Origin of the sequence: Exiguobacterium sp. AT1b, assembly GCF_000023045.1 — a bacterium.
Lineage (GTDB): Bacteria > Bacillota > Bacilli > Exiguobacteriales > Exiguobacteriaceae > Exiguobacterium.
In genome coordinates this window covers 100,536-113,432 of record NC_012673.1, presented here as the reverse complement: position 1 = coordinate 113,432, position 12,897 = coordinate 100,536, and the positions used below count along the sequence as shown (strand labels likewise).

Annotated in this window: 14 protein-coding genes; 2 read left to right on the top strand and 12 right to left on the bottom strand. The window is 45.7% G+C overall.

All coding sequences use genetic code 11. The features are described 5' to 3' along the window. Position 1: 1 nt before the first annotated feature. The 6 genes from EAT1B_RS00695 to EAT1B_RS00670 form a co-directional block, all read right to left on the bottom strand. On the bottom strand, positions 2–1,492 hold the full coding sequence (locus tag EAT1B_RS00695; protein WP_012726192.1) for a GGDEF domain-containing protein: 1,491 nt from the start codon (positions 1,490–1,492) through the stop codon (positions 2–4). Between the two features lie 168 nt (positions 1,493–1,660). Next, positions 1,661–3,061: a class II fumarate hydratase gene (gene fumC, locus EAT1B_RS00690; protein ID WP_012726191.1), complete on the bottom strand. Its 1,401-nt coding sequence runs from the start codon at positions 3,059–3,061 to the stop codon at positions 1,661–1,663. Positions 3,062–3,164: 103 nt separating this feature from the next. Then, positions 3,165–3,557 carry a reverse transcriptase-like protein gene (locus EAT1B_RS00685; RefSeq protein WP_012726190.1) on the bottom strand — a complete coding sequence of 131 codons (393 nt, stop codon included), beginning with the start codon at positions 3,555–3,557 and terminating at the stop codon, positions 3,165–3,167. After that, positions 3,538–4,320, bottom strand: a complete 783-nt coding sequence (locus EAT1B_RS00680) for a 5'-3' exonuclease (protein ID WP_012726189.1) — start codon at positions 4,318–4,320, stop codon at positions 3,538–3,540. Before EAT1B_RS00680 ends, EAT1B_RS00685 begins: the two co-directional genes overlap by 20 nt. Next, a complete protein-coding gene (locus tag EAT1B_RS00675) occupies positions 4,301–5,251 on the bottom strand; it encodes a GTP-binding protein (protein WP_012726188.1) in 951 nt (316 codons plus the stop codon). The genes EAT1B_RS00680 and EAT1B_RS00675 overlap by 20 nt, the downstream gene beginning before the upstream one ends. A gap of 15 nt (positions 5,252–5,266) precedes the next feature. After that, the gene (locus EAT1B_RS00670) at positions 5,267–6,445 is read right to left on the bottom strand and encodes a nucleic acid-binding protein (RefSeq protein WP_012726187.1); all 1,179 of its coding nucleotides are present in this window, start codon (positions 6,443–6,445) and stop codon (positions 5,267–5,269) included. Between the two features lie 155 nt (positions 6,446–6,600). On the opposite strand from EAT1B_RS00670, the gene EAT1B_RS00665 reads away from it, so the two are divergent. Further along, complete coding sequence (locus EAT1B_RS00665) at positions 6,601–7,113, top strand: hypothetical protein (RefSeq protein ID WP_012726186.1); 513 nt, start codon at positions 6,601–6,603, stop codon at positions 7,111–7,113. A gap of 38 nt (positions 7,114–7,151) precedes the next feature. On the opposite strand, the gene hfq is transcribed toward EAT1B_RS00665, so the two are convergent. The 3 genes from hfq to EAT1B_RS00650 all read right to left on the bottom strand — a co-directional run bounded on the left by hfq (position 7,152) and on the right by EAT1B_RS00650 (position 9,127). Further along, positions 7,152–7,400 (bottom strand): RNA chaperone Hfq, encoded by a 249-nt coding sequence (gene hfq / locus EAT1B_RS00660; RefSeq protein ID WP_012726185.1) that lies wholly within the window; start codon positions 7,398–7,400, stop codon positions 7,152–7,154. A gap of 27 nt (positions 7,401–7,427) precedes the next feature. Beyond that, positions 7,428–8,363, bottom strand: coding sequence for a tRNA (adenosine(37)-N6)-dimethylallyltransferase MiaA (gene miaA, locus EAT1B_RS00655; RefSeq protein WP_012726184.1), 936 nt, complete (start codon positions 8,361–8,363; stop codon positions 7,428–7,430). Positions 8,364–8,650: 287 nt separating this feature from the next. Continuing rightward, positions 8,651–9,127 carry an SMI1/KNR4 family protein gene (locus EAT1B_RS00650; RefSeq protein WP_237708255.1) on the bottom strand — a complete coding sequence of 159 codons (477 nt, stop codon included), beginning with the start codon at positions 9,125–9,127 and terminating at the stop codon, positions 8,651–8,653. 124 nt (positions 9,128–9,251) lie between these two features. Here EAT1B_RS00650 and EAT1B_RS00645 point away from each other — a divergent pair, with 124 nt between their 5' ends. Next, on the top strand, positions 9,252–9,611 hold the full coding sequence (locus tag EAT1B_RS00645; protein ID WP_012726181.1) for a hypothetical protein: 360 nt from the start codon (positions 9,252–9,254) through the stop codon (positions 9,609–9,611). Between the two features lie 74 nt (positions 9,612–9,685). Here EAT1B_RS00645 and EAT1B_RS00640 read toward each other — a convergent pair whose 3' ends face one another. From EAT1B_RS00640 to EAT1B_RS00630, 3 genes are all read right to left on the bottom strand, one after another. Continuing rightward, positions 9,686–10,282, bottom strand: a complete 597-nt coding sequence (locus EAT1B_RS00640; protein ID WP_237708254.1) for an AmiS/UreI family transporter — start codon at positions 10,280–10,282, stop codon at positions 9,686–9,688. A gap of 104 nt (positions 10,283–10,386) precedes the next feature. Further along, on the bottom strand, positions 10,387–11,247 hold the full coding sequence (locus EAT1B_RS00635) for a PPK2 family polyphosphate kinase (protein WP_012726179.1): 861 nt from the start codon (positions 11,245–11,247) through the stop codon (positions 10,387–10,389). 95 nt (positions 11,248–11,342) lie between these two features. Continuing rightward, the gene (locus EAT1B_RS00630) at positions 11,343–12,872 is read right to left on the bottom strand and encodes a M4 family metallopeptidase (RefSeq protein WP_012726178.1); all 1,530 of its coding nucleotides are present in this window, start codon (positions 12,870–12,872) and stop codon (positions 11,343–11,345) included. Positions 12,873–12,897 lie beyond the last annotated feature (25 nt).

Below are 12,897 nucleotides of genomic sequence, written 5' to 3'. Positions count from 1 at the left end.
TTTAGTCTGGCAATTTTTCTAGCCACTGTTCAATTTTTCTCGTGATGACTTCGTCCTGTCCTCCGTCCGCATAATCGTCATAGATCGCTTCGAGTTCAGACGCCGTTCGTTTCGATACAGCAAGAATGTGGCTGTATTTACCTCGTTGCTCTTTCACAGCAGACAACGTCCCTCTCGCTTCTTGCGCACGCGCATCATCCAAGACGAACATCTCGATATTGTCATTACAAGAATACGCCTCGTAAGGACGGTATACGACTTCATACCGGCGATGCTCTTTCGGGAGTCGATCAGCGAGCGATGTATAGGTATTGGCAGACATCGTCACATAGGCGATTCGCTTCTCCTCACGAACAGCAGAAGTGTATCGGACGACACGATTTCGACCATCTCGTTTCGCCTTATATAGCGCCTCATCTGCGTAGGCACACCACTCTCCAAGTGTATAGCCTGTCTGGCAGACTCGGGTGTATCCAATCGACACCGTCACCTGATGGTCGTATGGAAACTCCATCTCTTCGATGCGTGTTCGGACTCGCTCCAGTACCGATTCGACGATCGCACGGTCTGAGACGTTCAAGAGGATTAAAAATTCTTCGCCTCCGTAACGGATGAGCTCATCACTAGAACGAATGGCATGACGGATTTCTTCAGAAACACGATGAAGTACGTCATCCCCATACGAGTGACCGAACGTATCGTTCAATTGTTTAAAGTGATCGATATCAAGCAGTGCAACGGCAAAACTCTCACCAGACCGCTCCAATCTCGAGATGAACCGAGAAAAGGTCGCCTTTAAATACTTACGGTTGAAAGCACCCGTTAATTCATCCACGAGTAACGCTTTTGATACGAGACGGGATTTTTCAATATGTAGCCCGAGACGCACCAATCGTTCCTCCATGGGAACCCACGATTCCCAATAATCGTCGAATCCATATGAATAGGCAGCAAGACGATAGTGTTCATTCGTTCCGATGACAATGAGGGGAACGTAGAGCTTTCTCATCTTGCTCACGAACGATTGGATATCTCGCTCTTTGAATTGTGGCCATAATTCAACATCCATGATGATGGCTTTCGGCACATCCTCATAATCGTATTCAACGGCTTCTTCAAGGGTCTGCAAAAATACCGGACGTGCCCCGAGCTTTTCAACGCGCGACTTGTAACGACTAAATGTGGAAAAGCTTGCGGATAAGATAAGGACGAGATCTTCGTCCTCTTGTTCAATCCCCAAGACGGTATGGATATAACGTTTCACAGGAGAGATCAAGGTCAAAGCTTCCGCTTGTGTAAGGACGCTTGGCAACTCCTTCGCGTCAGACTCGACACGACTAAAGATTTCTAACAAATGCATCAACCGTCGTTGCCGAACTTCCTTCTTCATCCAATCGAGTAGAAACTCGATATCGCTTTTTGGAATTTGTCTCGACTCCGATATCTTTTTCAAAATCATATGTATACGCTCAGTGAGTTGACCTTGCTCCATTCCCGTCCCCCCTATGTCCGTACTCCCCGAATTCTCTTATGTTTCGATTATGCGACTTCTCAAGATAAAATACAACTATTTCCTTATTTATTTTCTATTGTTTTACATATCACTAGGACCTACGTCCTAAAAAAGACATACTAAAAGCGGTCTTGCGACCGCTTTGTGTTATTTTTTCACTTTTAAGTTTGGTGACGTCATTTCCTCCGGACGAATCCATTGATCAAATTGCTCTTCCGTTAATAAACCAGTTTCTAAGGCTGCTTCTTTCAAAGAAGTACCGTTTTTATGTGCCAATTTCGCAATTTTTGCCGCATTCTCGTAGCCGATATGCGGGTTAAGTGCTGTAACGAGCATGAGTGACTGTTCCACATTACGTGAGATCACTTCATGATTTGGTTCGATTCCGACAGCGCAATGATCATTGAACGAATGTAAGCTGTCCGTCAATAGACGACAAGTCTGTAGGAAATTATACATAATGACTGGTTTGAAGACGTTCAATTCAAAGTTCCCTTGACTCGCCCCGAAACCAATCGTCGCATCATTTCCGAGTACTTGTGCGGCAACCATCGTGAGCGCCTCACTTTGAGTCGGGTTAACTTTACCCGGCATGATTGAACTTCCTGGTTCGTTCTCCGGAATGGTGATTTCTCCGATTCCTGCACGTGGCCCAGAAGCCAACCAACGCACATCGTTCGCAATCTTCATCGCGTCCATCGCTAAGGCTTTTAATGCACCATGCGTGAAGACGAGTTGATCGTGACTTGTGAGGGCGTGGAACTTGTTGACGGCTGTTACAAACGGTTTACCCGTCTCTTCTGAGATTTTCTTCGCTACAACTTCACCGAACTCAGGGTGTGCGTTGATCCCTGTTCCGACAGCCGTTCCTCCAAGTGCAAGCTCCGTGAGTGGTTCAATCGTGCGCTCGATCATCTGTTTTGACAATTCAAGCATCCGGACCCACCCACTGATTTCTTGACCGAGTGTGACCGGCGTCGCGTCTTGAAGGTGCGTCCGACCAATTTTGACGATATCCATAAACGCCTCCGCTTTTTGTGAAAGGGTTTGATAAAGCGAGTCGATTGCTGGAAGGACATCATCTTGTACAGAAAGGATGGCGGCGATGTGCATCGCGGTCGGATACGTATCGTTCGAGCTTTGCGATTTGTTGACGTCATCATTCGGATGAATCGTAATAGATGCTCCACGAGCCTGTAATTTTTCATTCGCAAGATGCGCAATGACCTCGTTGACGTTCATGTTTGACTGCGTGCCCGACCCTGTCTGCCAGACGACAAGCGGGAATTCCGCGTCATGCTGCCCTGCTAAAATCTCATCTGCCACCTCTGCGATGATCGCTGCTTTTTCTTCCTCGAGTACACCGAGTTCAGCGTTTGCTAAAGCTGCACCTTTTTTCAAAATGGCAAATGCGTATACGATTTCAAGCGGCATCTTCTCCGCTCCAATTTTAAAATTTTCGAGACTACGTTGCGTTTGTGCTCCCCATTTCGCCGTAGCTGGAACTTTAATTTCCCCCATTGTGTCCCGTTCGATCCGATAATCCATGTATAATTCCCCCTCTATAGTTGACTACGCTTTCATTTTAGCGAAAAACCATCTAAAAAGAAATGACTCCGTCAAAAAAGCGACCAAGAATGATCTCGGTCGCTTAATTCATTCCATTCAATGCGTCACGTGCAATCACGTCTGCCCGATTCTCAGCTCGTGGGACCCATTTCAAAAACACGGTCGGCAATTCATCATAGGCAATCAGCGCTTTCAGAAACAGAGGCTTCGCAGAAGCATCTTTCATGAAACGTTGCTCTAGTGCGCGAACAATCACTTCTGCATCGGAATACAGCATGAATGAGGTTTCACCTTCCAATACATGCGCTTGTTCCAGCGCATAAGCACATGCAGCCAATTCCGCGTGAACGCTTGTCAATCCTTGCATTCGACGTTTAAACGTCGATACGGTACCGTCGGACGACTTGATCCACACTCCGATTCCGTTCTCTCCAGTCGTCTGATTGGTGGCCGCGTCAAAATAGATGTGAACCAAATCGGTACGCCTCCCAATCCGTGTTGACAGGTGCATGGATATCAATCTGTGACAGTCGTTTCGACAAGAGCGCGATTTCTTCATGACCGTCTAGTTTTTTTGCATATTTTTGATGAGGCGCTTCGAGTGTTTCATTTTGAACATGCATATAAAGCGTCTCAATCGTATCGTAATGCTGAATTAAAATCGTCGCCGTCTTCGGACCGATGCCACGTACACCTGGGATGTTATCCGAAGAGTCTCCCTGCAATGCCTTCACGTCGACAAACTGATATGGTTTCACGCCATACATCAATTCAAAAGAAGCTTCATTGACGAGCTGCTCCTCACCTTTTTTCGGCATGATTTGAAACACGTTCGGAGACAACAACTGAAGTAAATCGCGGTCCGAGGAATAGAGATATGATTCACCCGGGAACGCTGTCGCGACAGCGCCCATCAAATCATCCGCTTCATATCCCGTCAACTCGGATTGTAAGATGCCTCGTTCATCCAAAGCGGTTCTCAATTTCAAATAGTCTTCGAAAAGTGGTTCCGGGAGTCCATTACGCGTTGCTTTATATTCAGGATACATCGCATAGCGGTGGGTAGACTCTCGTGTCCCGTCCCAAAAGAAAGCGATATGGGAAAAGTCTGTCGTCCAGGAATCCACCTTTCGAAGTAATCCTTTCACAGTCACTTCCGGATCTTGTGCTCGTCTTCGCTCCGTCGCAAAATAATAACGGGACAACAAATTAAATCCGTCAACTAGAATAAGCTTCATCTTGCTCCACCTCACATGCTTTTAATCCCCGTGCTAGTGCATCTTGGTCTAGTTCCTTACCAATCCAAACAAATACGGAACGGTCCCCTTCATGCACCTCATTTGCAAATGTCGCGCCCATCAACTGATTCGTCGCTTGAATGACAAACTTGCGCTCCTCATCTTGTAAGCGGACAATCGCCTTCATCCGATACATCTCATCCTCGTAGTGCATCAAGACTTCACGAACGTAACGGGTCACGCGCTCCCGAGACAACGGACGCTCGGCACTCAACGTGATGGCACGAAGGGAGGAGACCGATTCACTCGTCTCTGTCAGTTGACTCAACTTCTGTTCATCGACACGTGACAGTTGGAACGTATTTTCAAGTAATTCGTAATCGCCTTCTGTTTGAATCGTCTCTACAATCCTTACCGTCGGATTGAGTTGTTCGATTCGGCGGCGTGCTTGATCGAGTTCATCCGACGACACTAAATCGGTTTTATTTAACAAAATGAGATCGGCATAAGCGATTTGATGAATCCCTTCTTTGAACAGTTCACGGTCCATTTGACTGGCATCCACAACCGTCAAGATGGCGTTCATTTTAAAATGTTGACGTAAGTACTCGTCATAGTAAATCGTCTGAATGATCGGTGCGGGATCGGCGACACCGGTCGTCTCAATGATGACTCGGTCGAATGTTTCTTGCTTTGCCGCGAGTTGATAGAACGTCTTACTCAAATCATTTTGGATGGAACAGCAAATACATCCGTTTGAAAGTTCAATCTGCTCTTGGTCCATCTTGACGATCAATTGTTCATCGATATTAATCGCGCCGAGCTCGTTGACGATCAGACAAATCTTTTCATCCGTCGCCGCGAGTAAACGGTTCATATACGTCGTCTTGCCTGCTCCTAAAAATCCGGTCACTAATTGTACGGGAATCATGATACCACCCTTTTCTTACAAATCTTCGTGCGCGCGAGCCCATTTCTCATAACGCGCATCCAATAAATCAATCAAGTGAAGCATCCATGCCTCCGTCGTCATCGGGAGGACACTCGATCCCCACTCACGTTTCCCATGATGTGATAAAATCATGTGCCAAATCCGGTGATGGACATCCAATGGCAGTCGCGTCGACGTATGGCGTAACGTTTCTTCAAACAACAGCCCACCGTATGGCATATGCCCGATCAATTTCCCAATCGGGTTGATGGAGATGCCGGTCGTTTCACTTGTGCCCTCAACGGGAGATAACTTTTCAAAACGATTCGGACTAGATAACAGATGGCTGTATTCATATATTTTTCCGATGTCGTGGAAAAGGATTCCAAGTGCGAGTTCATCCCAACTCAACGGTTCTTTCCGCTCGGCCATCGCTTCACAGGCGGCATACAGCGATTCAAACGTTCCTTTGTATGCCTGTTCGATTTTAACACCGTTCATCGTATTCCAAAGGTCGACTTTGTGCAACTGCTCCGCTTCTTTTATTACACGAAACACCATCGCCAAATAGTCATCTTGCTCTTGAATCCGATAACCGAGACGAAGCATACACACGGTATGCTTTAATAGACCTCCCGCATAGTTATGATGGTGGTAGAGTGCCGCTGGCGATAGTACGAAATCATCCCAAACGAAATCAAGGAGGCCGTAGGCGATCTGTTGATAGGTCGGTGACAACGTATCAATCAAACTGAACAATTCATCCGCAAACTGCTCCATCGTCTCATCCCCTGGCAAGCCTGGTAATAACGAGATTGCCTCATCTTTTGAGATAGGATGGACGCGGTCAATGGTAATCGATTTGGCGCCATCCGGTTTTGGATAGACATCGATTTTCCCGGACAATTCGATGACACCCGATTCATAGATTGGAAGTAGTTCACTCTCATTTCCACGTAGCCAATGCTTCGCACGCATCATCCCGTTCGCCGTCGTAACACTTAGTTGAAGCCATTTCGCACCATTCTTTCCTTCTCTAACCTCGACTGTACTGACGAGCGCTTTTGTTTGGACAGGGGTCCCATCGGCTAACTGGTCTAAACGTTCCTTTGATTTTTCTATTTGCGGTATTTGAAATCGATCACGGTTCATTGATGAATCGATGACTGGATCAATTTGTTGATAATAGTTCATAATCATTCCCTCCTCGCATCTTCTGACATTGTATCGTGTTTCCGCTCATTAGGCGAACATACTTTCTAGTAGGGTCTCGATTTTGCCATCATTATATTGAAAGCGCTTACGATTATTGATACGATAAAAGTAGTTCGATAAAGGGGGAAACGAGAATGATTTCATTAATCGATACGTATGAGCGTTTCATCGCCTCGGGGGAAGCGACACGTTATGCACAAGAACAACAATCCATTGAACATATTCTACAAGCGTCAACTTGTCCGGTGGGCATGCAGGACTTAGAACAGTCACTCACGCATCTTTCCGGTAATCCTTATGCTAAAGATGCATCACTCGACAAAATTGTCGAACATGAGATGAAAGGGGCCATGGCGGCGCTTGAGCTTTCTGGTTACCCACTTCAGACACCGCTAGCGAAAGCAGTCATCTTGTCTGCGTTCGCTCGAACGAACCGACTCAATATTGATAAGCTAAAAGAACTGAGTCACGCCGATCTTCTCGTCCGAATTCAATCGGCAGAGCGCGCTTGGAAGCGGACATACACATTGTTACACCGTTCGACGCCGACTCAGATTTGTGGTCAAATGGATTCACTCCTCGGTGGATGCGCCATTCAACGCGTTCTTGAGGCAATCAAACAACCGGGAACGACAAAAACAGCATAAGAAAAGGAGCGGTCCCCGGGCCGCTCCTTTTCTTATGCTCATCCTTCTGTTACTTCAACTGCATCCGGCTCATATAGCGTCACGTTACGTGCCGGAGAGAAAGTCGAAATCGCATGTTTATAGATCAATTGTTGACGACCTTCCGACTCGACGATGACGGTAAAGTTATCAAATGACTTGATGACACCTCGAATTTGAAACCCGCTCACTAAAAATACGGTCGTTGGTACCATTTCTTTTCGAAGTTGATTCAAAAAATGGTCTTGGATGTTGTAGCTCGCTTTCATGCTGGATTCCCCCTAGTCTTTATCTCTTTAAAATAATCGGAATTTTCGAAAAAACCCCTCTACATCATCATAAATATTTTTATATGATAGTTCAAATGATTTTCGACCCATATCCACCCAAATTCCATCAAATTGATGACGGAACCAAGTTAATTGCCGTTTCGCGAACTGTCTCGTATGCTGTTTCAACAAGTCTGTCGCACGGTCTTTCGAAATTTTTCCCTCAACATACGGAATGATTTCCTTATACCCGATGGCTCGCATCGCCTGAGTATCACGATATCCTTGTGCCAAAAGTCGTTCGACTTCTTCGACCAGTCCTGCTTCCATCATCGCATCGACGCGTTGATTGATTCGGTCGTATAATATCTCACGATCTGCGTGGAGGACGAACAATCGATAATCATAATGTTCGGATGGCGCACTGTCCGTCGTCTGTGTATCCCCTTGCATCGCTACCTCGAGCGCCCGCACGACGCGACGCACGTTATTCGGGTGAATCGTAGCCGCACGCTCTGGGTCAAGTTGGACCAATCGTTGATGTAACGCCTCTCGCCCTTCGACTTCCGCCAACCGTTCGAGTTCTTCCCGCAACGCTTCATCGACAGGTCGTTCCACAAATTCATAATCGTATAAAATGGAGCGAATGTATAGCCCCGTGCCACCGACGATAATCGGTAACTTGCCACGGGCATAAATATCATCGATGGCGGCACGCGCCAATTGTTGAAACATCGCGACACTCATGGCATCGTCCGGGTCACAAATATCGATCAAATGATGCGGGATCCCTTCGGCCTCTTCTTTCGTCACTTTTGCTGAACCGATGTCCATGCCCCGGTACACTTGAACCGAGTCACCCGAGACGATCTCGCCGTCGAACGCTTTTGCTAGTTCGATGCCCGTCTTCGTTTTGCCAACAGCGGTCGGACCGACGATGACGACGACAGGTGTTTTTTTCATACATCTCACTCCTCAATTAAAAACCCGTCTCCTCACGAGACGGGCCATCAAATTCTTCTTTTTATTCTATCATCAAATACGACGGCAAACAGCATCCAACCACATAAAAGTAATCCGAGTAATAACACGAGACCATCACTCATCTGCTTTCGCCTCCTTTAGCTTCCTCATTCCCACTTTTCACATTTTAGACACAAAAGCAACTGTAAAAAAGCACACTCAACAAAAAGTGCGCATTCCATCATCATCATCATCATCATTCAAAACAAATATTCAATCGTCATCTATTAACCTCTGAACCAATCCCAAAAATGAGCGCCTTGGGCGACAATCAAATAGTCGAACCAGCGTGTATAATCCATCGGAAGTTTTTCGGTGTCATCTGTGTAAGTCAAAAATTCTCCAACCCAAATGTAGTTTTCATGTTCATTGACGACCTCGCAAACAATCCATTCCCCATCTCTCCCGGCTCCGACGGGAATGAATTGTTCAGGGCACTCCCATATTTCTTGATACTCGTTGATTTCTTCCACACTAAACAGTTGAATCCTTCCACCATATGTGGGATGGACAAATAGCTGTGCGCCGTTATGTAAAGTTAAAAAATCAATCATTTGAGATGGTGAACGATGCGGTAATCTAGCCAAATCGTCCTTAGTAGCAGGTGGCTGAAACGTAAACAGTTCTGTTTCCACATAGCCTTCTTCCCGCTGCACTTCTAATCGATTATGAATCAATCTCTCTTTCAATGTCTTTAACGTCATCAATAGATTCACACCCGTCATATTGTATTTAAGTTGAATTTGATTCGTTGACGTTCATTATTTTTTCAAATTTTATTATATAATACCTTTAAAAAAAATATGAAAATGGAGGTATTATTTACATATGAAGAATAAAATATTTTACACTTTTCTTATTTTTATTTCCATCATTGTCGGTTCCTTTATGATGTATGTGTCATACGAAAAAATAATAAGAGAAGATTACTTGATATCCACTCTTGAGAAAAACTCACAAGTTGAAAGTGAAGAATACGAGATTGCATCATCTTCTTTAACAAAATTCGGTTATATATATGAATTACAATTCTCTGATGAACCTCATATAAAGTATGCGTTCTATGTAAAAGATACTAAGGATGATGAGTATGATCTGCTGTATTACTCGTATGGAGTGGATGGGGACTTCAATAGAGATGCAATGAGAGATCAATTATTCAGTCAAACTATTAATGATTTTGAATAGAAGTTTCATGCATAATCTAAAAAAATGAGATAACCAAGTGCGAAATAATCTCACTAAGTTACCTCATTTTTTACTTATACAACTTCCACTGCTTGTTTCGTACGCTTGACAGAAACGATGAAGTACAGGATTGCCGTACCGCTCGCCGCCCACCAAACCATGTCATACCATCCGTTCATCAGTCCAGCCATCCCAGCCATCGCCGGGACAATCAGCGTCAACCATGATAATACGAGGGCGACACGTGCTGTGATGGCCTCATTCGGTTTTTCGAGTCCCATTCCAAAGAAGAACAACGCCCAAAGGAATGACCAGAAGAACCACGTCAACGCTCCCATCGGATCACTTCCTGCAATCGCCATTGCGCCATAAAAAGCGGCTGCAATCGAAACGAATAGCGAGAACCAGCCTACGCCACGGCCGTCTAAATTCAAAATAAACGTTACCCCTACATATAAATAAGTGAACGCAAATAGATAGATGCTCGCAAAACCGAACTGCTCTTCTGGACTCGCCCCAATCAATAACCATGTGGCGATAAACGTTTGTAAGAGTCCCGTAAACAAACTAAAGAACCCTGCGCTCTTGCTATCCACTTTCCCGAGAAGAACGAGACTATTTAAAAACAGTGCGACGCCACCGAATAATAAACTTACATTACCCACACTCATTACCCCTTTGTACAGATGTCTGACCTTTGTTCTACTGTATCACTTTAGCTTGAATTCGCTTTCAGTGCAAGGGGATTTTTACGTGTTCACGAGAACGCCACGCCTTACTCGTTCTCAAGGGTTTGGATGGCCTCGTCGATTCGTTCTTGTTCCTCATCCGTGAAAGTCGGATACTGTGGATCAATCCGTTCAAGCACATCAATCATGACTGACGAAATGACAAAACGACTGTACCACTCATCATCTGCCGGCAACACATACCACGGTGAAACTTCTGTTGATGTGTGCGACAACATCTCGGCAAAGATTTCTTGATATTCTTCCCAATGCTGTCGCTCTTCGACGTCACTGAAGGAGAATTCCCAATTCTTTTTCGGATCCTTTAACCGTTCAAGCAAGCGATCTCGTTGTTTATCCTTAGATACATTGAAAAAGAACTTGATGACTTCGAATCCGTTTTCTTGTAAATAGCGTTCATAATCGTTGATTTGACGATAGCGCATCTGCCAGACCTCTTCCTGGTCCATTTCTTCCGGAAGTACTTCGTCCCCCAACAAGTCATGGACACGAGGCGCAATGACCTCTTCGTAATGGGATCGGTTTAAAATTCCGACCTGACCTCTTTCAGGTAACAAATCATGCATTCGCCACAGATAGTCGTGCTTTTTCTCCGTATCGGAAGGTTTTTGAAACGCATTCGTCTTCAGTCCTTGGGCGTTCAAATTTGAAAAGATATAGCTGATCGCTTCGTCTTTCCCACCCGCATCAAGCGCCTGCAAGACGACGATAATCCCTTTCTTACTCTCGGCATACAATCGCCAATGTAGTTCTTTCAATCGCTCAACACTGTTCGGAATGAGTTCAGTCGTCAACGTCTCATCCTTCGGTTTGTCTGAAACAGTCGTCGGATAATCATCTAATTGAATCTTGCTGTTCGGTGACACAATAAAATCCTTCATGTTCATACTCGTTCTCCTTTTCGCTCGACGTTCAACCTTGATTTACCCAAAAACTGCATAAGAAAATCCCTTCCGAAAATTTCGGAAGAGATGTTGAGAACTTAGTAGATTCCGACAGCGTCAAATGATTTCGCAGCTGATACCGCTTGTGGACTTGTCGCACCGTAAAGGTCTTTCGCAGATTGCACGACCGCTTGACGAAGGCTTGAGAAGTTAGATGTTGGTGTCAAGTAAACGTTGAGGGCACGGTAGTAGATATCCCCCATCGCCATGACTCCTACACCTTGTACCGATACGCCGTAGTGTGATCCACCATTACCTAAGAGGTATGCCGCTTTGTTGACGATACCTGAGTTGATGTGAACCCCACCATTATCTTGTGTGCCTGTGTAACGTTTCGAGTAGTGATCTGGGTCACCGTATGCAGCCGGGTTCGCCATCGAACGAAGTCCGTCGCCCGCTACACCTGGTGTGTAGATGTCTTCCCCTACCAACCAGTCGAAGTTAGTGCCGACGCTATATTCCGCCACTGTACCTAGGATATCCGATACTGCTTCGTTGATCGCCCCAGACTCGTTTTGATAGATCAGTCCTGCCGTGTACTCCGTGATCGCGTGAGTCAATTCGTGAGCGACTACGTCAAGTGCACCTGAAAGATACGTGAACGTTTGACCGTCTCCGTCTCCGTATACCATCTTACTTCCATCCCAGAACGCATTGTTGTAGCTGCGGCTATAGTGAACCGTAGAGTTTAATGCAGCTCCGGCGTTGTCATAGCTGTTCCGTCCGTAAGTGTTTTTGTAGAAATCATATGTCTTTGTCGCGTTGACGTGTGCAGAGACAGCGGCACGGTCGTAAGTCGTGTTCAAGACGTTATCCACGTCAGCCCATAGCGAACCTGGGAGTGTCGTACGGTTTTTCGCATCGTACGTATAGATTCCCTTTCCACGCGTTGAATCTTGGAGATAATAGTAAGATCCGCTTTTCGTTGTCTTGAACGTTTGGCTGTAGCCGAGCACATCGATTCCCGTTCCCGTATAGGTAGTACCCGTCACACCGTTCGTCGGTCTCGCGTGAGCCAACTGGTCGAATTTATTGAGTACCTCACCCGTTCCCGCATCGATGAAGTATGTCCAACGTGATGGCTCTTCCGCTTCAAGGATCGTTCCGGTCACTTGATATGCATAGACCGACTTGTCACCTTTTGGATAGACAATCAATTCTGCTTCCGGTTCGAGCTCGTAGGCCCCTTTATGACCGACAAGCTTTTTGTAACTCGCGATGGCTTTCTTTTCAGTTAACTTGATCGACTTATGTAGGTTCTTGACCGATTTCGCATCATCCACGACTGTCTTCAATTGACCCGCTTCATCTACGACACCGACTACCACACCACCGAATACTGGCACGCCATCAACTGTCTGTTGGAGTTTAACCACTTTCCCGACTTTGTCTGACTTCGACTCGATCGTCTTGAACTCACCTTTTGATTTGACGTACTCTTTTACAATCGTTGTCGGCGCACTCTCTGATGGTTTCGTCAGAGTGCCTGACTTCAATTCTGCCGCACCGACCAATTGTGGGACGAGCAAGACGCCTGCGATTAATGATGTAGAAACAACTTTTTTCATGTGTTTACCTCCTTTGTGATGATTC